A 21890-nucleotide genomic window follows, 5' to 3' on the forward strand; every position below is an offset into this window, starting at 1 on the left:
CTCGTAAGTGACACGGGTAATTCCTAGAAGGAAACCCAACCAGCTAAAACATAGAATCTCACTGATGGAATGACACGCTTTTTCACGGATATCGGTTTATAAAAACCATCCAGGAGGTGTACGTCTAACCTCTATTCAGGAGATATTATATTATGAATCAGCATGATAACATAGCATTAATTTGCTGAGTTTCCTGCTAAAGATTTATGATAGAAACAATATTTAAAGAAATGATGTTTATAAAGAAAAGCTTTACTAAGTATATGAATATTAATTTGAAATTTTATAAGAATGTTTGCTTGAAAATAGATTTAATTTCTATCAAATGTTCTAACTATATTATACGAGGAGGTAGTAATCAATGAAAGATATGTCTTATGATGCAGTCATCGGTAGAAAAAATGACATAATGAAAGGGGCAGTAGGCATTGATTATACAGAAATGGAGTATGGTAAGATAGGATTCGATTATGAGGAATTAATGAAAAAAGTACCCTATTCTTTTGAAAAGATTAGAGAAATTCAAAGAGAATCCAAGGTTGGAAATACACCGCTTTTTGAACTTAAAAATTTAACCAGTCTTGTAAGAAGTGTTAGCAAGAAAGGAAAAGGAGCTAGAATTTTTCTTAAGGATGAATCAGCAAATTGCTCAGGGTCTTTTAAAGATAGAAGAGCAGCTCTTTCGGTTTATCATGCAACAAAGATTGGATATAAGGGAGTAATTTCAGCTACTTCAGGAAACTATGGTGCAGCTGTAGCATCTCAAGCTTCTCAACGTGGTATTAAATCCATTGTCGTTCAGGAGGTATTTGATTCAAGAAAAATAGGACAACCAGAGATAGTAGAAAAAGGAAGAAAATGTGAAGCCTTCAATTCTGAAGTTGTACAGCTTACTGCTGGACCAGAGCTTTTTTATGTATTTTTAACGTTGTTAGAGGAAACAGGGTATTTTAATTCCTCACTTTATTCACCATATGGTATTGCAGGAGTTGAGACTTTAGGCTATGAAATTGCTGAAGAGGTAATGAATCAAGAGGGTAAATATCCAGATGTAGTTGTAGCAACCCATGCAGGTGGAGGAAATCTTACAGGGACAGCTAGGGGATTAATAAAGGCTGGTGCTAGCAATACAAAAATAATAGGTGCATCTGTTGATTTGAAAGGACTTCATATGGCTTCTGATAAAGATTTCAATAGGAAATCTTTTACGACAGGTCATACAGGATTTGGTATCCCATTTGCTACATTGCCTGATAGATCAGATGTCCCCAGAAATGCAGCTAGAGCATTAAGGTATATGGATCAATATGTTACAGTAAAACAAGGAGAAGTATTCTATGTTACACAGGCATTGGCAGTTCTTGAAGGGCTTGAAAGGGGACCAGCAGGAAATACATCTTTAGCTGCAGCGTTATCTATAGCTAGAGATATGGATGAAGATCAAATTATAGTTGTTCAAGAAACAGAATATACTGGAGCTGGTAAGCATCCAACTGCCCAATTGACTTTTGCAAAGGAAAATGGAATCAAAATAAAAAGAGGAAATCCAATGAAAGAAATACCAGGGAAAAATATAGTTATACCTGAAAAGTTTAATCAAATTAGTGCAAAGAAGATTGATTTGAATAAGCTAAAAAGATCATACATCAAAAATGCAGTGTCAAATATTCAAATCAATGAATTAACAGTGAAAGATATAAAGTTCTTGGCTGAAGATTGTAATTTGACTGAATCTAAGGTAAAAGAAATTCTGAAAGAAATGAAGTAAGAAATATATAATAGCTTAGATAGATTAAAAGGATTGAAGGTAAAGGCTTTAAATAAAATTCGAAATATTCAAATAAATGGTTAATATAATAATTTATACACTGATAGGAGGAGAAAAATGTATGGTCCAATAATCACACAGAAAACAAAAAATATTATTGAAAAAGAGAGAAAGTATTTATCCTATACAACGAGGGTTCCATATTATCCATTGGTAGTAGATTATGCAAAAGGTTGTATAATAAAAGATATAGAAGGAAATGAATTTATAGATTTTTTATCAAGTGCTGCAGTTATTAATACTGGGCATAATCATCCGAGAATTGTAAATGCTATAAAAAAACAAATTGATAAATTTATTCACTACACACCAGCATATATGTACCATAAGCCACATACAGACTTGGCAGAGAAACTCACTGAAATTACACCTGGTAATTTTGATAAAAGGGTTGCCTTTGGATTGTCAGGGTCTTCCTCTGTAGATGGAGCAATTAAGGCTGCTCGTTGTTTTACAAAAAGACCTAAAATAGTATCTTTTTTGAGATCATATCATGGTACTACAATGGGAGCAATTAGTGTATCAGGATATAATATAGGAATGAAAAAGAATCTAGGACCAATGATGCCAGATGTTCATTTTATACCTTATCCAGATTCTTATCGAGGTCAATATAATAATGAAGATTTAATTTCAGGGTATATTGGATCATTTAAAGAATTGTTGACAACTATTTTGCCTCCTGAAGAAATTGCTGCAGTTATATATGAGCCTATACAAGGCGATGCAGGGGTAATTGTGCCTCCTATAGAATATTGTAAGGAATTAAATAGGATATGTAAGGAACATGGAATTTTATTGATAGCAGATGAAATCCAAACTGGATTTGGAAGAACTGGTAGAATGTTTGCTTCAGAACATTTTGATATTGAACCAGATATTTTAGTCTTTGGAAAGGCTGTGGCATCAGGTATGCCCTTAAGCGGTATAGTAGCTAAAAAGGAAATATTTGAAAGCTGGAATGCACCGGCACATTTCTTTAATACTGCTGGAAATCCTATTTCTTGTGTATCAGCTATTGAAACAATAGATATTATTAAAGAGGAAGGATTAATGGAAAATGCAGTTCAGCGAGGAAAATATATTCAAGATAGATTTAGAGCTTTAATGGATAAATTTGATTGTATTGGAGATGTAAGAGGAAAAGGTTTATTAATTGGTGTAGATATAGTAAAAGATCCAATTACAAAGGAACGAGATATTAATAAGACTGCTAAAATTTGTTGGCGGTGTTGGGAAAAAGGATTAATTCTTGCTTTCTTTAGTGGTTCAGTTTTGAGAGTTGCTCCACCTTTGACTTTAAATCAAGGAGAAGCAGAAAGGGCTATGGATATTATTGAGGAATCGATTTATGAAACGGAACAAGGGATGGTTTCAGATGAAGTTTTAAAAGAAATTAAAGGATGGTAAATAAGCATATGTATTAATTTATATTAGTGAGGAGAGATCTTATGGAAAATATAGTAGATTTTCTAAATGGAATAATTTGGAGTAATGCAATGATTATTTTAGCATTGGGGTCAGGACTATACTATTCTCTAAGAGGCCGTTTTTTACAACTTAGACATATAAAAGAAATGGCTAGATTATTACTTGTTAGAGGGAAAGTTGATAAAGGAGTGTCTTCTTTTCAGGCATTAGCGCTATCTGTTGCAGGTCGGGTTGGCACAGGAAATATTGCTGGTGTTGCTACTGCCATAGCATTAGGAGGTCCAGGGTCAATATTTTGGATGTGGGTTATTGCATTTTTAGGTGCTAGTACATCATTTGTAGAATGTACATTAGGTCAGATTTATAAAGAGGATGATAATGGACAGTATAGAGGTGGACCAGCATACTTTATTGAAAAAGGAATTGGGATAAAATGGTATGCTTTGGCATTTGCCATTGCCACTGTATTTGCATTTGGATTATGTACACCAGGTGTACAAGCAAATGCCATTGCTGCCAGTTTAAATAATGCCTTTGGAATCACACCAATGGTTACTGGTAGTATTTTAGTGGTAGGTATAGCATTAATTATATTTGGTGGCGTAAAGCGTATAAGTAGGGTTGCAGAAATAGTTGTACCATTTATGGCAATAGCATATATTTTAATAGCTTTATTGGTAATAGCAATGAATATTACAAAGTTGCCAAGTATTATAGCATTAATAGTAAAAAGTGCATTTGCTGCTGAATCAGCCTTTGCAGGTATGGTAGGCTCTGCAATTGCTTGGGGTGTAAGGCGTGGAATTTATTCAAATGAATCAGGTATGGGATCAGCGGTACAGGCCGCAGCTGCTGCAGAAGTATCTCATCCTGCCAAACAGGGCTTAGTTCAAGCATTTTCAGTATATATTGATACATTATTTGTTTGTTCTGCAACTGCATTTATGATTTTGATTACAGGTATGTATAATGTAGAAAATCCTGCAGGAGGATTTATAGTAAATAATTTACCGGGTATTGAAATAGGGCCTGTATATACTCAAAAGGCTATGGAAAGCGTTTTCTCATCTTTTGGAGGTGCATTTGTTGCCATTTCTCTCTTGTTCTTTGCATTTACTACAATACTTGGGAATTATTATGCAGCTGAAACAAATATGGCATATATAAACAAAAAAATTGGACAAAAGTGGTTAATCACTGTATTGAGAATTGCTACCCTTATAGCTGTATTTACAGGTGCTTTTAGAACAGCTAAATTGGCATGGGCAATAGGGGATGTAGGTGTTGGAGCTATGACTTGGTTAACTCTAATTGCTATCATGATATTGAGTAATATTGCATTTAAGGTTCTTAAAGATTATGAAGAGCAAAAGGCTGCTGGAAAAGATCCAAAATTTGATCCAAAAAAATTGGATATAAAAAATGCTGATATATGGATAGAAGAAAAGGAAGATGCATAAAAATTCTAAAAAAGATTGAATATTAATTCATTTCTGGCATCAATATGTTATAGTAAAAATAGAAATGGTCTTCAATTAAAAGAATTTAGGAGGATTATATGCTTAGCATTCAAGAAGTAAAATTTATTGCTAAAAAAATTGTAAAGGCAACTACCAAAATACTTAATGATGCTCAGGTTCTTATAGTCGATCAATATGGAAACTATATGGCATTGGATGAATCCTATAGGATAATAAAAGGAACAAACGAATGGAAGCCTTATATTGATGAAATTATACGTAGAAAAGAAGTAATTGTTATTGATAATCCTGGATTTAATGTATTATGTAAGGGTTGTAGAAATGAAGGCAAATGTCCTCAAACATTAGAGATTACAGTTCCTTTTAACATGGGAGATGTTTTTATAGGATATATGAGTATTGTGACTTTTTCCGATGAGATGAAGCATGAATATTTACAGAAAAAAGATCAAATTATAGATTATTTAAACAGTATGATTGACTTGATGGTTAGTGCAGCTCAAGAACATGTGGCTCGAAGACGATCTGACCAGATGTTTCAAGAATTGAATACAATCATTAATTCTATGCACTATGGTGTTGTGGATTGTGATTTGGAAGGTCGAATTAAATGTACAAATAATGCATTTCGTGAGCTTCTAGGCATACAGGACTCATTATCAAAAAAACGGATTACAGATTTGGTGAAATCAAAGGCTATTGATGCTGTTATTGAAAATCATCAAGAATTGGAAGAACAGGAATCACCAATTATATTTAATGGTAAATTATATCGTATGTTAATAAAAGCAAAGGTTATAAAAAATAAAGATGGTGCAACCATAGGCTTTATTTTTAGCATTCGAGATGCTCAAGGAATAACAAGTCTAGTTTATGATCAATCTAATAAATATTCCCATAGCACATTGGATTGGATTATAGGACAAAGTGACAGCATGGAAAAACTGAAGAAAGATATTGCCAATATTGCTACCAGTACATCCACTGTATTGATTAGAGGAGAGACTGGTACAGGAAAAGAACTTGTTGCTAGGGCAATACATAGTTTAAGCGAAAGAAAAGAGAAGCCTTTCGTAACTATTAATTGTGCTGCAATTCCTGACAATTTATTAGAAAGTGAACTCTTTGGTTATGAAGATGGTGCATTTACTGGGGGTCGCAAAGGAGGAAAAACAGGACTTTTTGAAATAGCTAATGGTGGTACAATTTTTCTAGATGAAATTGGAGATATGCCATTACACCTACAGGTAAAATTACTTCGAGTATTACAAGAAAGAGAGATTGTGAGAATTGGAGGATATACTCCAACAGAATTAGATATTCGAGTGATATCTGCCACTCATCAGAATTTAGATGAACTTATTAAAAATCATCAATTTCGTATGGATTTATATTATCGGTTAAATATTATACCTATTAATATACCACCTTTGAGAAATAGACTAGTTGACTTAAAAGAATTAGTTGTATATTTTATTGATAAATATAATATGAAATTAGATAAACATATAGTAGGTGTTGAGTCTTCTTATTTCAAGGCTTTAAATCAATACCCATGGCCTGGAAACGTACGGGAATTAGAGAATGCAATTGAATATGCCATTAATATAGAAACATCTGAACGGTTAACCGATAAGAGTTTGATTCCTAAAATTGCTGAATTTAATGAACGTGTTAAATCTCCCCAGACATTAAAGGAAAGATTGTCACAATGTGAAAATAAAATCATACAAGATACCCTTGAGCAATATAAAAATGAAAAAAATAACATTATGAAAGTTGCAAATTTACTTGGCATTAGTAGGGCCTCTTTATATCGTAAAGTGAAAAAAATAAATGAGACCAATGAAAATCAATAGTAATAATCTAATGTAATTGCTTAAGCATAATATCATCTTAAAAAAGGATTGGGTTTTGCCCAATCCTTTTTAGATATAAAAGTATTTTTATTTGATATTTTCCATAGCTTTTTTAGCAAATTCAGTTGTCACTATCTTTTCATAGGGGGCCCTCTTATCTAATTCTCCTGCCATTTCCATTATATCCATCATATGATTTAATCCATCTTCTGTTAATACAGGGTCAGGAGTCCAAGTGTCCTGTTCTTTGTATCTATTGATTAATGATACAAGTATTTCCATGTCTTCTTCTGGGAATTGGGGTTGGATAGCCTTTGCTATTTCTTCAGCACTATGATTTTGAACCCATAACATGGCTTTATCTATGTAATACAATTCGTAAAATCTATTGCTTTAATATATATATGAAGTTTATTTCCATCCCATACAATCTTGTCAATAAGTCTATGTATTATTTGTTGTTTTTCATGAAAGGTATATGCATCAGTATTTTTAATATTATCTAATAATGCCAGTTGAATTTCTAAATCTAACTCTTTGATTATATCCATATCATTATATGATTTTATTTCATTGAGCTTGGATATTAGTGCTTGTATTTCAGTATCTATGTCATTTATTTTGTCCAAAATATATGTAGATGCAGCAGTATTTTTATTGTCAGAAATATACTCAACTAAATTTTCTATTTTTTCTTTTCTTTTATCAATTTCATTTATTATATTTTTCTTTTTATCTTTTTTAGTTTCTTTGTTGTTGACAAATGACTTTATCTCTTTTTTAAATTTAGACATTAGATAATTATTATTAAAGGCAATATTTTTAAGGCTTTCTACTACAATATTATCTGCTTTAATAGCATTGAGGTTTTTCATGGAGCAAAGCCTTCCATTGGTGCGTTCTTTTCTCCTACATATATAATAAGCATATTTTAAATTGCCTTCTTTATCTCTAGAGACACGGGTAGATTTCATAGTTTCTCCACAGCTGCATTTTAATAGGGGGGTAATTAAGCTAGTAGTACTGGTGCCAGATTTAATAGATTTGTGTTTATTATTGTCAATAATATTTTGAACCTTAATCCAGTCTTTGGCAGGTATTATCCCTATATGTTTTCCTACACCTATAAACCAATTTTCTTTTTTGTTGATAATCCACTTTTTCTCATCTCTTTTGGAATAACCAATCAATCCATTCTTGCTATTAAACTTCTTATAGTCACATATAGATGACCCAATATTATTAAAATATTCAAAGGATATTGGTTCAGCTGTACAATAAACGGGATTTCTCAGTATGTAGCTAATAGTAGATTGATTAAAAAAAGTTCCATTTCTTTTGACGTCATTTTGTATGAGATAACTTTCCACCTTTGTAAAGCTTTCTAATTTAAGATATTTTTTATATATGAGCTTAATTATTTCAATTTCTTTTGGTTCTGGGATTAGTTTATAGGATTTCTTCTTTTTGCCTTCATGGTCAATGGATATTATTTGTTTAGATCTAAATCCGTAAGGAGTTTTACCCCCTAGCCATCTTCCACTTAAAGCTAGTCTCTGCATATTATCTCTTATTCTCTCGGCTATAGTTTCCCTTTCTAACTGAGCAAAAACAGAGGATATATACATCATGGCTCTACCCATAGGGGTAGAGGTGTCAAACTGTTCTTTTATACTCACAAATGATATATCATATTTACTTAAAGTTTCAACTATTTGTGAGAAGTCTAATACATTTCTGCTTATACGGTCTAATCTATAACATATCAGTATATCAAATTTTTTCTTTTTAGCATCGTTCATCATGATTTTAAATTTAGGTCTTTCAACATTGCCACCAGAAAATCCTTCGTCTTCATAGATAATTATATTGTGATTTACAGAATCAAAATGTTTATAGGCATATTCCTTGCACATTTGGATCTGATTCTCTATAGACTCACCTTTGCAAGTAAATTTGGATTTGCGAGAGTATATAGCAACAGTGGACACGATAATTCCTCCTTAATTACTTTATAACTATGTGATTTTATTATATTATCAATTGTTGTCATTTATGAAGGGATTATATATATTGGAACAATAGTTACTCTATTTAATTAGGATTTTGGAAATAATTATGTATGCTTATTTGGAGATATATGATATATTAAAAATAATCCAAGTTTAAAGGAGGTGAACACCGTTAAAAATACTACATAATTTATGAAAGTTTTAAATGAGTTATGTATTTGAAACGGTAGGTTTAATATGTATACATTTTTTAATATTGTATTAATAGTTATTGCAATCCTATTTTTTATAATGGGATATGTCTTTTTAACTGATAAAGAAGAGATTATTATGTGGAGTTACAATGACAAGTTAAAAAAGGTAAAAGATAAAGCAAAGTATAAAAAATATCGGGGAAAGTACTCTATAGTGATGGGAACAATATTTCTATTAGTACCAGTATCTGTATATTTCATTGATGTTTTAGAGTTAAATAAAAAATTACTTTATATATGGTATGCTATCTTAGTAATTGTAATAGTGTCAAATATTGTTCAAGAAAAAAAGTATTTTAAATAAGATTTTGTTCTGGACAACAAATTAATAACAGCACTGTGGACATTTTTGTTGCCAACACAATGGCTTTATTAATTGAAAAAACTCCTTACTAGTTTAAGCAAGGAGTTTTTATCTAATCTGCAAATAAGTATTATTGACCTAAATTCATTAGATTTCCAGTGATAGCATTTCCTAATTCATTATCGGCTTTGATTAACCAAGAATCATCTTTTTTAACAAGATTTATGCTTACAGTATTTGTAACCATAGGCACATCATCACTATTTACCTTTTCGAGAAGCTTATCTTCCATCATTGCTTCTATGTCGGTGCTGTTACCATCTTCACTTAAACCTTCAGACATAGCTATTGAAAGGGACTCTTGCATTAGTTCACCTATTATTTTTGCTAAATCTGGAGCAGTTATTTCTGTATTAACAACTGCAGAATCTTCATTTACTTCTGAATCGATTATTTTGTATTCAATTTTACTAAACGCTTTTAAGAAAGCTTGACTGGATTTGCTCTCCTTATCTTCCATAAAGCTTTCTTTCATTTCTTTAATGCTACTATCCGTTTCGCCTTCTAGGTATTTTGTACCTTCTACTAAGTCGCCACTTTTATATAAATCTAGAAAAGCCTCTACAGTGCCTTCTGGAGTATTTGCTCCACTTCCACCGGAACATGCAACCATAGTAAATACTAAAACTAAACCTAATGCCAAACTTAATAATTTTCTCACGATAAAGCCCCCTCTTTTAAAGTTATAAAATAGTATATGCTTATATGCAACTACCAGTTAATTATATTACATTGAGATAAAAAAAGGTGTAAAATATTGTCGAAAAGTAAAAATAAGTATTAGAGATGCATTCTAAAAATAGCACCTATTTTCTTACAAGAACAAAGTTCTAGTTGATAAATAGATGCTATTTTATTAAATGACAGATTTTATTATGCGTCCATTTGTTCTTCTTGTTTTGAATGATAATAATTCATAATCCCTTCAGCTAATGCTTGAGCACATTGCTCTTTGCCTTCTTCTGATGATAAAAATTCTAGGTCATTATTATTGCTCAGATAACCTAATTCAACCAGTACAGATGTAGCATTTGTATTTTTCAAAACATAAAGTTCTCCATCTTTTTCATATCTTAAACCTCTGTTCTTAGTATATCCTATATTTGAAAGGCGATAATTTATTTCTTTTGCAAGGGCTTCATCTTCAGTATTTTCAAACCTACACCACACTTCAGTACCCTTGACATCACTGGATTCAGTAAAATCATTGGCGTGGATAGATAAAAAAAGGTCGGCATTAGCGTCATTAGAAATTTCACTTCTACCCATCAGTGATTCTATCTGGGTTGACCAAGGTATTTTATCCTTTTCACGAGTATATACTACTTTTACATCTTGCTCTTCTAATATTTTACCTAATTTTAGAGAGATGTCTAAAACCAAATCTTTTTCATTTACTTCGTAGCTTTCATTTGCAGTACCAGGGTCATATCCACCATGGCCAGGGTCTATACAAATAGTAAAAATATAGTTAGGTGAACATTTTATAAACATAAAAGTAGACATAATAATGATTAATGTAAGGAAAGTAAATAGACGCCTACGTAAACGCCTCTTTCTTCTTCTTTCTCTTCTAATGGCCGTGAGACTTCTTCTAGAATGTATCATTTGACAAACTCCTTTTAATTAATTTTTAAATGGACATGTCTATATGCATAAATTGATTTATAATATGTGACAATCTATTATAAAAATCCACATTATATTCAATTATACTACATAAAATTATAGATACATAGTAATTTTTTACCATTAAATATTTGTTAAATATATTTATATATATTATTTAGATTTCAATAGGGAGTTTATGATTAATACATTGATTATAGAAATGATAACTAATCCTATACCAAACATAACGGTAAATCCAGCACCGACAGGATCTGGATATGACAATCCATAAGGTACAATAGTAGCTCCTACTATTAAAGCAATAACGATTATAGGTAGTATATTTTTCAAGAAGAAACTATTGACATCCTTTTTGTGAAAAAAATAGACTAATCCACTTGTTATGCCAATAGTACCAATTATATATAAAGCAACAATAGATATACCTTTCATTTGTGTAGTCATCTTTTACCTCCTTTATTGTGTAATTCTAAATTTAGTAATATTTATCATGTATCCTAAGATATTAGTTTTTTATATAATCTGATGCATCTTTATGTTCAGAAGAATTAATATGTTTTGAGTTATATATTTCAACAGCCTTTTTTATAGCATCAGTAGACATATGTGGAAGATATTCTTCAATGTATTTCCAGTTACCTGTTTTTTGTACAATATCTAAAGCTTTCATGTCCACTTCATTTTGATTACCAGTAGTTGAAATTGTATTATCATTAGTATATCCATTCATAGTTAAATGAACTGAATTATCTTCATTATTCCATTTCACATTAAATTGCATATACTCTAACATTTCCCTCATAGGGGCATATAATAGTATCTCAGAATCTTCATTTTTTTTAATGGCAACTAATGGATTTTCTAAAGATATTTCTTCTTCATAAAAGTACACTTTAGAGCTATTGAAGATTGCTGATTCTATTTTTTCCGATGGAGAGGCATAAGATACCTCTGAAGTTCTTGAAATCCCCCAGAATATTGATGACCCTACTGTGCCAATCAACAGTCCTAAAATTAAACTTTTAATATGAAATTTTGTCATTTGCATCAACTCCTATATTTTATAGACAAATTATATTAAATAGTTTAGGTCATGTCAATTTTTATCAATAGATTTATTTTATGACATAAAATATAGATGATAAATACATATAAATAGAATATATAACATTACACAAACGAAGGGTTTTACAACTATTTTACAAAAATCATACAACTTTACCATAGATATAAAGTATAATAGAAATGTAGAAAAAGATAGAATTTACGCTATAAATTTGCTATAGTGTATACATAGGATTATACAAATAGAGGTGCTATATGAAAATAAAAATAATTAGTGGAATTTTTTTTATTATTTTTCTAATGGGAATAGGTCAATCGGTTTTTGCAGATGGAGATTTTGATATAGGTGATACAGCAAAATGTAGTGCAGATGTGTTGAATATTAGAGATAAGCCATCAACTATGGCTAATCGTGTGGGAAAATTAAAAGAAGGAGAACGTGTTACTATAAAATCAGGGCCTATTTCTAAGGATGGATATCTCTGGTATGAAATAAACAGCGGATGGGTAGTAGGAAAATATTTAGAATTAGATGCAAAGCAATCACAATTTAAGTATGCTTTTGTTGATGTCGATTCTAAGTTGATGTTGAGAAGTAAGCCTAGTGTTCAAAGCAAGATTTTAAGTAGGTTAAATAATGGGACAAGGGTTCAAATTTTAGATGAAAGTGTTTTATCAAAATCTCATGATTGGATAAAGGTTAATGCTGAAGGAAGTATTGGATATGTGTCAAAAGAGTATTTAAAATTTGAAGGTCAGTTATCTCAGAGGAAAGAGTCTTTAGAAGAAAAAATACCTAATAATACTCAAAGTATATCTAAAGGTATAGTTGAAGTTAAGGATATTCAGTTTAAACCAAATAAAGATCGTATATCAGAGATTGAGATTATAACATCTAACAAGGCAAATTATGAAAAACATATCTTAGAACAAGCTGATAAGAGATTAAAACGTATTGTATTAGATTTAAAGGGAAGTGAAATTAAAGGTATTATTGACGAAGATTTTGATGGATATCCTGTTGATAAGATTTGGGTAGGCCCATTAAGTGGTAAAAAAGATGTGGTTAGGGTAGTTGTGACATTAAATCAAGATAAAGATTTTCACATTAATGAGCTAGAGGATAAATATGGGTTACAAATAAACTTTGAAAAAGACAAGAACAGTGGTAAAACTATTGTTGTGGATCCTGGACATGGTGGAGATAATAATAAACTTTATAATGGACGCATAGGTGACAGTGGCAGTATATCTCCTTTTACAAATACAAAGGAAAAGGATTTGGCATTAACTGTTTCATTAAAATTGAGGGAAGTACTAAAGAGTAGAGGCTATAATGTTGTAATGACTAGGGAAAAGGATGAATACATAGATCTGTATAAACGATCAGATATTGCCAATGCGGCCAATGCAGATGCATTTGTAAGTATACATTTTAATAGTACTGAGAATATTAGTAGTGCTACAGGGATTGAAACACTTTATTGTCCAAGTAACAAAAAGACTCAAACCAACCCAAAGGATCAATATGCCTTTGCGAAGATTATGCAGGATACATTGGCCAGTGGGGTAAATAGAAAGAATAGAGGACTGTTGAATAAACCGGGGTATGTTGTAGTAAGAGAACCTAATATGCCATCGGTATTAATGGAATTAGGATTTTTGACTAATAAAGAAGAGGAAAGATTAGTTAGGACAAAGGATTATCAAAATAGGGCTGTTAAAGCAATTGCAGATGGATTGGACAAATATTTTTCTCAATGACTTTTAGATTGATTTTATAAGGTAAGATAAAAAGCTGTAGGGAGGTGCCTTCCTACAGCTTTTTTAGTATGCCTATGACGGAAGCAGTTTTGTATTATGTTTTAAAATATAAAAAGTAAGAAAATGGTATAAAAAAGTTTGAAATTATAAAAAATGGGTAAAATATCTAGTAAGAAAATCAAATGAGAGTAAAAAATATAAAGAAATAATCATAACTAATTATAGATAACAGTATTGCTTTTATCGTCTACCTATCACCCCCTTAGGTAGGCGATAAATATATGTATAAATCTAAAATATGAGTTTTTACGAATAACAATTCATAGCTTTATATATAGCATTTGTAAAACCTTGAATTGCTTCTGGATTTTCATCCATGAATTTTTTTGTTGCGGAATAGCATGTATATGGAAGATAGCCTCCTTCCTTTCCTATTGATGCCAATATATGAGCCTTGCCTTCACGTTCAAGGGAAGATGCTACTGGTTCAAATAAAGTAACGTAGTCTCCTTCTCCGCCAGTGAAAGCGCCTGCCATAACGGCAAATTGTATATCTGTTCTGACAGTCAAATCTTTACCTGGTATTAGTCCATTTTTCTTAAGGACATACTCCAATGTCATTTCAGGCATGCCACCTTTTCTACCGCCTATTATAGTTTTTCCCTTCAGTTTATCAAAGGTGAAGTTTGGATCAGGTTCTCTACCTACTAAGAAGGAACCATCTTTTTGTGTTAATTGAGCAAAATTGATAGCATAATTTTCCCTTCCTTGGTTAAATACATATACAGATGCTTCTGGTCCCATAAACCCTATATCTGCTTGACCACTTAGTAGTGCAGTCATAGATTTATCGGCACCTTTACCATTGGTTAATTCTACATTTATACCTTCTTCTTCAAAGAATCCTTGAGTTATAGCTACATATTGAGGGGCATAGAATACAGAGTGGGTTACCTCAACTAATCTTATATTTGTCAATTTGTCATTTTCACATCCTGTAAAGAATATGCCCACAATAAGTAATATAGCTAAGACTATAGAAATAAGTTTTGTTTTATACATTGAAATCCCTCCGTAAAGTAGTTTTATAGTATTATATTCACGTCAAATAAAAGGGTTACTGATGATAAAATATAACTATTTTGTTATAATAATAATATATGTGAAAATTACATAGAATTGGCCTGAAAGGAGACCATATATCATAAATGAACATACCAAATACATTGACTATAATTAGATTCTTCCTTATACCTGTATTTTTATATGTATTTTATTCCAATATAGAGAACAATGTACTTTATGGCACATATATTTTTCTGTTGGCTGGAGTAACTGATATTTTAGATGGATATATAGCCAGAAAATATGATTTGATTACTAAATGGGGAATAATTCTAGATCCTTTGGCAGATAAACTTATGTTACTGGTAGTGTTGATAGGATTTACTAGTAAGGGATATTTACCTATTTTTGTAATATTAATTGTAGGAATAAAGGAGATATTAATGATAGCAGGAGGTATATTTTTATATTACTTTATGGACAAGACAGTAATACCTGCAAATAAGTTTGGGAAGATAGCCACTGTTAGTTTTTATGTAGCCATATTTTCTGTGGCACTTAAGATTAGTGATACAGTTAGTTTTATATCTGTAGGTATTGCTATTACGTTGACATTGATAGCATTTATTAATTATTTTATGGGATTTGAATCTATAAAAAACAATAGGGTTAAATAAGTTGACAAAGATAGCAAATAATATGTATAATGATAAATAATTAAATAATCCTATATGCTGAGAAAGAGAGGAGTAAATAAAATATCTTTAAGAGAGCAGGAGTCCATGGGCTGAGAGACCCTGTAGATAAATTTTATTGAAGGTAGCTCTGGAGCATTTAAGCTGAATATAGTAGTAGGCTTAAACGATTGAGATTCGTTAAATCTATTTGTGAGAGTTAAAGGTGTTAGTTTTACACCTTTAAAAGTAAGGTGGTACCGCGAGAGAACTTCGTCCTTATATTGGGATGGAGTTTATTTTTATTTTTGGGGAGTGATTGTCATTTATCAGTTTTCCTTAATATTATTTGCCATAGGTACTCTATTGTTAATAGGGGGAGATAAGCTATATAAAAAAGGTAAGATAACTACGTTAAAGCACTTGCTTATAGTTAAACTTTCAGGATTGTTTTTGTGCATAATAGCATTGTTGTTGATGATATATTTCAAATGATATGGAGGGATAAAATGGAAAAGAATTTATCAAAAAAATATAATCCAAAGGAATTTGAAACAAGACTATATAAATATTGGGAGGAAAATGGATATTTTAAAGCAGATGTAAATGAGGAAAAGACTCCTTTTACTATAATGATGCCTCCTCCAAATGTTACTGGAAATTTGCATATGGGTCATGCAATCAATCATACGATTCAAGATATACTTATTAGATGGAAGAGGATGCAAGGATTTGAAGCATTATGGCTTCCAGGAACAGATCATGCAAGTATATCTACTGAGGCCAAAGTTGTTGCCAGAATAAAAGAAGAGGGTCAGACTAAAGAGGATCTGGGAAGAGAAAAGTTTTTAGAGAAGGCATGGGAATGGACGGAAGAATATGGTGGTAATATAAGAAATCAACTTAGAAGACTAGGGGTTTCTTGTGACTGGACAAAGGAAAGATTTACATTAGATGAAGGTCTTAGCAATGCTGTTGAAGAGGTCTTTATAAGATTATATAAAAAAGGCCTTATATATAGGGGGGACAGGATTATAAACTGGTGTCCCAGTTGTGGTACTGCAATTTCTGATGCAGAAGTAGAACATCATGAGGAAGAAGGACATCTTTGGCATATAAAATATCCATTTAAAGATAGAGACGGATATGTAATAATAGCCACTACAAGACCAGAGACTATGTTGGGAGATATTGCTGTTGCTGTAAATCCAGAAGATGATAGGTATAAAGGTCTAATTGGAGAGAAGTTAATATTACCGTTGGTCAACAGGGAAATGGAAATAGTAGCAGATGATTATGTAGATATGGAATTTGGAACAGGGGCAGTAAAGATTACTCCAGCCCATGATCCTAATGACTTTGAGATAGGATTGAGGCATGATTTGGATATGATAAAAATCATGAACGATGATGCTACCATAGCTAATGGATATGGACCTTATTCTGGAATGGATAGGTATGAAGCAAGGAAGGCAGTAGTAAAGGATTTGAAAGAACAGGGGTATTTACTTGAAATAGAGGATCATGACCACAATGTTGGACATTGTGAAAGATGTGATACAACTATAGAGCCTATTATATCTAAACAATGGTTCGTAGATATGAAGCCACTGGCTAAACCTGCAATAAAGGCATATAAAGAAGGAAAGCTTAAATTTGTACCTGAGAGATTTGGAAAGATATATTTACATTGGCTTGAAAATATAAGGGACTGGTGTATATCAAGACAGCTTTGGTGGGGCCATAGATTACCAGTATATTATTGTGAAGATTGTGGAGAAATAATGGTATCTAAAACAGAAGTAAAGGAATGTAGCAAATGTGGAAGTGCCAATATATATCAAGATCCTGATACATTAGATACGTGGTTTTCATCTGCATTATGGCCTTTTTCTACCCTTGGATGGCCTGAAGAAACTGAGGAATTAAAGTATTTTTATCCGACAAATGTATTAGTAACAGGATATGATATCATATTCTTTTGGGTTATAAGAATGGTATTCTCTGCTATAGAACAGATGGATGTGATACCCTTTGATGATGTATTTATTACTGGTCTTGTAAGGGATTCACAAGGACGAAAGATGAGTAAATCCTTGGGAAATGGTATAGACCCATTGGAGATAATAGAGCAATATGGTTCTGATGCACTGAGATTTTCCCTTATAACAGGAAATACTCCAGGTAATGATATGAGATTTTACATTGAGAGGGTAGAGGCCAGTAGGAATTTTGCAAATAAATTATGGAATGCATCCAGATTTGTATTGATGAACTTTGAAAATAAAAATACTAGAAGTAAAAATATATCAGAATTATTAGAGGAAGAGGATAAGTGGATATTAGCAAGAGTTAATACTGTAACTAAGGAAGCTACTGAAAATCTTAATAAGTATGAACTAGGTATTGCTGCACAAAAGGTATATGATTTTACATGGAATGAATACTGTGATTGGTATATAGAGATGGTTAAACCTAGACTATATGGTGATGATTTAGAAAGTAAAGAAGTAGCTCAATGGGTTCTATTAGAAGTACTAAAAGATATATTAAGATTATTACATCCATTTATGCCTTTTATAACAGAAGAAATATGGCAGCATCTACCAGAGAACGATACAAGTCTTATTCTATCTGATTGGCCTATATATAAAGAAGAGCATAATTTTACTAATGCAGTTAAAAATATAGAATTTATAATGGAAGCAGTCAAGAGTATAAGAAATATTAGGGCGGAGGTAAATGCTGTACCATCTAAAAAGGCGAAGGTTATATTTGTTACAAATGAAGACGAGACAATGAAAGTATTAGAGAATGGTAAGCCATATTTTGTTAATCTAGCTTCTGCATCGGATATTGAGATAAGAAATGAAAAGAAAGATATAGGAGAAGACGCTATGTCAGCAGTAGTCTCAGGGTGTGAGATATTTATGCCTATGGATGATTTGGTTGATATAGAAAAGGAACTAGAAAGACTAAATAAAGAAAAGGCTAAACTAGAGGGAGAATTAAAAAGGGTAAATGGCAAATTATCCAATGAAGGATTTGTAAGCAAAGCCCCAGAAGCAGTAGTACAATCTGAAAGGAATAAAAAAATAAAATATCAAGAAATGCTAGAAAAGGTAATGGAGAGGTTAAATAGTCTAAAATAAAAAATATAAAAAAAGTCCGTAGTTCGTAGCCTGTAGTCCGTAGTACAATGAAGAAATCCCATGGATTTCATCCATTAACTACGAACTATTAACTACTAGCTACGAACTTTTTTATATTCAAAGATAAGGGGTGAATACATGGATTATATTGAGGCATTAAATTTTATTCATGGAACAAGGAAATTTGGAAGTAAATTGGGGCTGGAAAATATAAAGATGTTGTTAGATAAATTGGGTAACCCTCAAAAGGATTTAAAGTTTATACATGTTGCAGGGACTAATGGCAAAGGATCTACCGCAGCATTTATTAGTAATATGCTTATACAGGAAGGGTATAAAGTAGGTAAATTTACATCTCCTTATCTTGAAAGATTTAATGAAAGAATTGCCATAGGAGAAAAAGATATAGATAGCAATAGTTTGGCATATATTACAGATAGAGTGAAAGAAAAGGTAGAAGAGATGTTAGATGAAGGCTATAATCATCCCACGGAATTTGAGATAGTTACAGCAATAGGGTTTGAGTATTTTATTCAGGAGAAGGTTGATTTTGTTGTATTAGAAGTTGGACTGGGTGGGAGGTATGATTCTACTAATATTATAAAAAATCCATTGGCAGTAGTTATAACTCCAATTTCAATGGATCATATGGATATATTAGGCAATACATTAGAAAAGATAGCATATGAAAAGGCGGGAATTATAAAGCAAAATTCCCTAGTAATTTCATCCATGCAGGAAAAGCCAGCTAAGGAGACTATACAAGCCGTAGCCAATGAAGAAAACGGAGAGCTTATATTTCTATCTAAGGAAGATATAAAAATAAAGTCAGCCAATGAGCAAGGAAGTATATTTGACATAAAGTTTGGTGACTATGAATTCAGTGACTTAAAGATAAAATTATTGGGCAAACATCAGGTATATAATAGTGCGTTGGCAGTATTAGTATTAAATGAGTTGAAAAACAGAGGGATATTAGACATAAGTGAAGATAGTATGAAAAGAGGGCTAGAAAGTGCTATCTGGAAAGGTAGATTAGAGAAGTTGGGAGATAGGCCTAAATTTATAATAGATGGTGCCCATAATGAAAAAGGGGCTAAGGCGTTAATAGATACTATTAAAAATATATTTGAATATAAAAAGTTAATATTAGGTATTGGTATGTTAAGAGATAAAGATGTGGATTCAGTTGTATCGGGATTAGCTTCAATGGCAGATCAGATAGTTATTACTGAGCCGTTATCCCCTAGAAAATTAAAGTCTGAGGCATTGGCAGATATAATTAGGAATTATAATAGCAATATAATAATAGAAAAAGTGCCTAAAGATGCAGTCAATAAATCTTTAGAGATTGCCAATGAAGGTGATTTAATAATTTTTTCGGGGTCTCTTTATTTGATAGGAGAAATAAGACAATACTATATGGAATAAAGCCAATAATCACCCTTGAGTGTAATAATGCATAAACTGTTATATGTAGAACGTTTAAATGGATTACTTATATTAAGTAAAGAACAAAAATTCGGGGTGATTTAGTTGACAAAAAAAGACAGGATGTTATTGGTTGCAAATGCTGGCAGTGATTCACTTACACTAATAGATCCTATTTCTTTAAGTAGTGAAGAGATATCTTTAATTTTGGACAACGAAATTGAAGGATCTGTTGGTACCCATGAAATATTTCAATCGAGAAATAAGGCGAAGGTATATACAGTAAATGCTCATAATAATAGTGTTTATAGGGTCGATATAGAGGATAAAAAAATAGAAAATGTAGCATATGTAGGTAAAAGCCCAGCCCATATGGATGTGTATCAAAAATATATTTATGTAACCAATGAAGATTCAAATTCCATATCTGTTGTAGATGAAGAAAAATTTCGTTTAGTAGAAAACATACCCGCAGGGGAAAAACCCCATGGCATAAGAATAGATAAAATTAGAAAAAAGATGTATATTGCTAATAGTAATGAATGCAGTATTAGCATATTTGATCTAAATACTTTAAAAGAAAAGAAGATATATTTAAGTGAGAGTCCATACCATATATATTTGAGCTATAACAAGGTCTATGTACTTTCTTTTATGCAAGATAATCTTAAAAAGAGTTGTCTGACTTTTTTTGATAAAGGAACAATGACTGTTATAAAGAAAATATACTTAAATAGTATAGTAGTAGATATGGTACCATTGGACGATGATATAATATTTACCACTGATTTAGGAGACGGATACCTATATAAAATCAATCTTAGTAATAATGATACTGTAGATAAATATTATATAGGTGGAATGCCAAATAATATGATTTGGGATGAAGAAAATATATTATTTATAACAGATATTAAAAAAAATCAATTAATATTTTTTAATTATAAAACAAATGAGATAGAAGAAATAATAAAAACAGGGAAAGAACCTTCAGATATTATATTTTATAGAGTTACTATTCCTTAATGAGCATATCAAATATTTCTTTATAAATATACTGGGGATTTTCTTTCCAGTTTTTACATATAAGCTTTGCTTGTTTATTTGATACCACATTTAAAGATAGGCTAAATAATGTGATATTATTTTCTATGACTTTAAGATTAACTATATATTCAGAATCGTTTTTTTTATAATAATTACCCTTTATTTGGGTTTCTTTTATTTTTTCTATCTTTCTTTCTTTGTGTTTTTTGTCTATATTCGATTTGATACTAGCAGGTACTCTATCCAAGAAATAGTACAAGGTTTTTTTTCCTAAATCAGATAATTTGTAGTTTTCATTATCATCAACAGTAACTACATGTATAAAATTAGCATTAATTAATTCACTTAAATATTGTTGAACTAAAAAGTAATTAATATTACTATTTTCCAATATAAACTGAGTAAGTTCGGTATTGGTTATGGGAGGGTCTAATTTATCCAATATGTATAATAATATTAATTTATTTTGTGCTAATTCCTTTGGATTTTCAGTAAACATAAAAACTCACCTTCTTGAAAATTCTATTTTTATTATATATATAATTTTACTGTAAAAAGTATACATATAAAATTATAACATAAAAAAGAGAGAGTGGACATCCACTCTCTCTTTTTTATAAAGTTATTTACCAGCCATTTGTCTTTGAGCTGATTCAACTAACCTTTTAGTTATATATCCGCCAACATAACCATTTTGTCTTGAAGTAAGGGTACCTTTATCTATATTGTCATAATTAGAAAGGCCCAGTTCATTGGCAATTTCTGTTTTCATTTGGTTCAATGCTTGGCGAGCTTCTGGAACAACTATTTTATTAGTTCTTGCCATAATTA

The 21890-nt window shown here is 31.2% G+C and carries 19 protein-coding genes and 1 other annotated feature; of the genes, 10 read left to right on the plus strand and 9 right to left on the minus strand.

Annotated elements, in window-relative coordinates; genetic code table 11:
• Positions 1 to 361: 361 nt before the first annotated feature.
• From ortB to Q326_RS17690, 4 genes are all read left to right on the plus strand, one after another.
• Entirely contained in the window at positions 362 to 1768 is a 1407-nt protein-coding gene (ortB, locus tag Q326_RS0115565; protein WP_205687689.1) for a 2-amino-4-oxopentanoate thiolase subunit OrtB, read from the plus strand.
• A 117-nt stretch (positions 1769 to 1885) separates the two neighbouring features.
• Positions 1886 to 3238: an aspartate aminotransferase family protein gene (locus Q326_RS0115570; RefSeq protein ID WP_034602568.1), complete on the plus strand. Its 1353-nt coding sequence runs from the start codon at positions 1886 to 1888 to the stop codon at positions 3236 to 3238.
• 41 nt (positions 3239 to 3279) lie between these two features.
• Complete coding sequence (locus tag Q326_RS0115575) at positions 3280 to 4719, plus strand: alanine/glycine:cation symporter family protein (protein ID WP_026896195.1); 1440 nt, start codon at positions 3280 to 3282, stop codon at positions 4717 to 4719.
• A gap of 98 nt (positions 4720 to 4817) precedes the next feature.
• On the plus strand, positions 4818 to 6599 hold the full coding sequence (locus tag Q326_RS17690) for a sigma-54 interaction domain-containing protein (RefSeq protein ID WP_051531560.1): 1782 nt from the start codon (positions 4818 to 4820) through the stop codon (positions 6597 to 6599).
• An 87-nt stretch (positions 6600 to 6686) separates the two neighbouring features.
• Here the strand turns inward: Q326_RS17690 and Q326_RS0115585 are convergent, their stop codons facing one another.
• Both Q326_RS0115585 and Q326_RS0115590 read right to left on the minus strand, forming a co-directional pair.
• Positions 6687 to 6974, minus strand: a complete 288-nt coding sequence (locus Q326_RS0115585; protein ID WP_026896196.1) for a hypothetical protein — start codon at positions 6972 to 6974, stop codon at positions 6687 to 6689.
• Positions 6962 to 8590 (minus strand): recombinase family protein, encoded by a 1629-nt coding sequence (locus tag Q326_RS0115590; protein WP_051531563.1) that lies wholly within the window; start codon positions 8588 to 8590, stop codon positions 6962 to 6964. The genes Q326_RS0115585 and Q326_RS0115590 overlap by 13 nt, the downstream gene beginning before the upstream one ends.
• Before the next feature lie 258 nt (positions 8591 to 8848).
• On the opposite strand from Q326_RS0115590, the gene Q326_RS0115595 reads away from it, so the two are divergent.
• The gene (locus Q326_RS0115595) at positions 8849 to 9169 is read left to right on the plus strand and encodes a DUF3784 domain-containing protein (RefSeq protein WP_026896198.1); all 321 of its coding nucleotides are present in this window, start codon (positions 8849 to 8851) and stop codon (positions 9167 to 9169) included.
• 130 nt (positions 9170 to 9299) lie between these two features.
• On the opposite strand, the gene Q326_RS0115600 is transcribed toward Q326_RS0115595, so the two are convergent.
• The 4 genes from Q326_RS0115600 to Q326_RS0115615 form a co-directional block, all read right to left on the minus strand.
• Positions 9300 to 9890, minus strand: coding sequence for a nuclear transport factor 2 family protein (locus Q326_RS0115600; RefSeq protein WP_026896199.1), 591 nt, complete (start codon positions 9888 to 9890; stop codon positions 9300 to 9302).
• A gap of 212 nt (positions 9891 to 10102) precedes the next feature.
• The gene (locus tag Q326_RS17695; protein ID WP_051531566.1) at positions 10103 to 10837 is read right to left on the minus strand and encodes an N-acetylmuramoyl-L-alanine amidase family protein; all 735 of its coding nucleotides are present in this window, start codon (positions 10835 to 10837) and stop codon (positions 10103 to 10105) included.
• A 174-nt stretch (positions 10838 to 11011) separates the two neighbouring features.
• Positions 11012 to 11305 carry a hypothetical protein gene (locus Q326_RS0115610; protein ID WP_026896200.1) on the minus strand — a complete coding sequence of 98 codons (294 nt, stop codon included), beginning with the start codon at positions 11303 to 11305 and terminating at the stop codon, positions 11012 to 11014.
• Positions 11306 to 11366: 61 nt separating this feature from the next.
• The gene (locus tag Q326_RS0115615) at positions 11367 to 11903 is read right to left on the minus strand and encodes a stalk domain-containing protein (protein ID WP_026896201.1); all 537 of its coding nucleotides are present in this window, start codon (positions 11901 to 11903) and stop codon (positions 11367 to 11369) included.
• Positions 11904 to 12181: 278 nt separating this feature from the next.
• Here Q326_RS0115615 and Q326_RS18090 point away from each other — a divergent pair, with 278 nt between their 5' ends.
• A complete protein-coding gene (locus Q326_RS18090) occupies positions 12182 to 13690 on the plus strand; it encodes an N-acetylmuramoyl-L-alanine amidase (RefSeq protein ID WP_051531568.1) in 1509 nt (502 codons plus the stop codon).
• Positions 13691 to 13996: 306 nt separating this feature from the next.
• On the opposite strand, the gene Q326_RS17705 is transcribed toward Q326_RS18090, so the two are convergent.
• Positions 13997 to 14752, minus strand: coding sequence for an ABC transporter substrate-binding protein (locus Q326_RS17705; RefSeq protein ID WP_084489686.1), 756 nt, complete (start codon positions 14750 to 14752; stop codon positions 13997 to 13999).
• Positions 14753 to 14898: 146 nt separating this feature from the next.
• On the opposite strand from Q326_RS17705, the gene pgsA reads away from it, so the two are divergent.
• The 4 genes from pgsA to Q326_RS0115645 all read left to right on the plus strand — a co-directional run bounded on the left by pgsA (position 14899) and on the right by Q326_RS0115645 (position 21038).
• Positions 14899 to 15432, plus strand: a complete 534-nt coding sequence (gene pgsA, locus Q326_RS0115630) for a CDP-diacylglycerol--glycerol-3-phosphate 3-phosphatidyltransferase (RefSeq protein WP_026896202.1) — start codon at positions 14899 to 14901, stop codon at positions 15430 to 15432.
• Positions 15433 to 15482: 50 nt separating this feature from the next.
• Positions 15483 to 15713: a binding site (T-box leader), on the plus strand.
• Positions 15714 to 15938: 225 nt separating this feature from the next.
• Entirely contained in the window at positions 15939 to 18581 is a 2643-nt protein-coding gene (locus tag Q326_RS0115635) for a valine--tRNA ligase (RefSeq protein WP_026896203.1), read from the plus strand.
• Positions 18582 to 18719: 138 nt separating this feature from the next.
• A complete protein-coding gene (locus tag Q326_RS0115640; protein WP_026896204.1) occupies positions 18720 to 20012 on the plus strand; it encodes a bifunctional folylpolyglutamate synthase/dihydrofolate synthase in 1293 nt (430 codons plus the stop codon).
• 105 nt (positions 20013 to 20117) lie between these two features.
• Complete coding sequence (locus tag Q326_RS0115645) at positions 20118 to 21038, plus strand: YncE family protein (RefSeq protein ID WP_026896205.1); 921 nt, start codon at positions 20118 to 20120, stop codon at positions 21036 to 21038.
• Here the strand turns inward: Q326_RS0115645 and Q326_RS0115650 are convergent.
• Entirely contained in the window at positions 21028 to 21558 is a 531-nt protein-coding gene (locus Q326_RS0115650; RefSeq protein WP_026896206.1) for a DUF4364 family protein, read from the minus strand. The two genes, Q326_RS0115645 and Q326_RS0115650, sit on opposite strands and share 11 nt — an antisense overlap.
• Positions 21559 to 21681: 123 nt before the next feature.
• A complete protein-coding gene (locus Q326_RS0115655; protein WP_026896207.1) occupies positions 21682 to 21885 on the minus strand; it encodes an alpha/beta-type small acid-soluble spore protein in 204 nt (67 codons plus the stop codon).
• Positions 21886 to 21890 lie beyond the last annotated feature (5 nt).

It is taken from the genome of Clostridiisalibacter paucivorans DSM 22131 (assembly GCF_000620125.1).
GTDB classification, from domain to species: Bacteria; Bacillota; Clostridia; order Tissierellales; family Clostridiisalibacteraceae; genus Clostridiisalibacter; species Clostridiisalibacter paucivorans.

What these genes read in the sequence shown, in the direction of transcription:
- pgsA (WP_026896202.1), top strand. Translation starts at nt 14,899, where the DNA reads ATGAACATACCAAATACATTGACTATAATTAGATTCTTCCTTATACCT.
- Q326_RS0115575 (WP_026896195.1), top strand. Translation starts at nt 3,280, where the DNA reads ATGGAAAATATAGTAGATTTTCTAAATGGAATAATTTGGAGTAATGCA.
- Q326_RS0115650 (WP_026896206.1), bottom strand. Translation starts at nt 21,558, where the DNA reads ATGTTTACTGAAAATCCAAAGGAATTAGCACAAAATAAATTAATATTA.
- Q326_RS0115615 (WP_026896201.1), bottom strand. Translation starts at nt 11,903, where the DNA reads ATGACAAAATTTCATATTAAAAGTTTAATTTTAGGACTGTTGATTGGC.
- Q326_RS0115655 (WP_026896207.1), bottom strand. Translation starts at nt 21,885, where the DNA reads ATGGCAAGAACTAATAAAATAGTTGTTCCAGAAGCTCGCCAAGCATTG.
- Q326_RS17690 (WP_051531560.1), top strand. Translation starts at nt 4,818, where the DNA reads ATGCTTAGCATTCAAGAAGTAAAATTTATTGCTAAAAAAATTGTAAAG.
- ortB (WP_205687689.1), top strand. Translation starts at nt 362, where the DNA reads ATGAAAGATATGTCTTATGATGCAGTCATCGGTAGAAAAAATGACATA.
- Q326_RS0115570 (WP_034602568.1), top strand. Translation starts at nt 1,886, where the DNA reads ATGTATGGTCCAATAATCACACAGAAAACAAAAAATATTATTGAAAAA.
- Q326_RS17695 (WP_051531566.1), bottom strand. Translation starts at nt 10,837, where the DNA reads ATGATACATTCTAGAAGAAGTCTCACGGCCATTAGAAGAGAAAGAAGA.
- Q326_RS0115635 (WP_026896203.1), top strand. Translation starts at nt 15,939, where the DNA reads ATGGAAAAGAATTTATCAAAAAAATATAATCCAAAGGAATTTGAAACA.
- Q326_RS18090 (WP_051531568.1), top strand. Translation starts at nt 12,182, where the DNA reads ATGAAAATAAAAATAATTAGTGGAATTTTTTTTATTATTTTTCTAATG.
- Q326_RS17705 (WP_084489686.1), bottom strand. Translation starts at nt 14,752, where the DNA reads ATGTATAAAACAAAACTTATTTCTATAGTCTTAGCTATATTACTTATT.
- Q326_RS0115595 (WP_026896198.1), top strand. Translation starts at nt 8,849, where the DNA reads ATGTATACATTTTTTAATATTGTATTAATAGTTATTGCAATCCTATTT.
- Q326_RS0115610 (WP_026896200.1), bottom strand. Translation starts at nt 11,305, where the DNA reads ATGACTACACAAATGAAAGGTATATCTATTGTTGCTTTATATATAATT.
- Q326_RS0115640 (WP_026896204.1), top strand. Translation starts at nt 18,720, where the DNA reads ATGGATTATATTGAGGCATTAAATTTTATTCATGGAACAAGGAAATTT.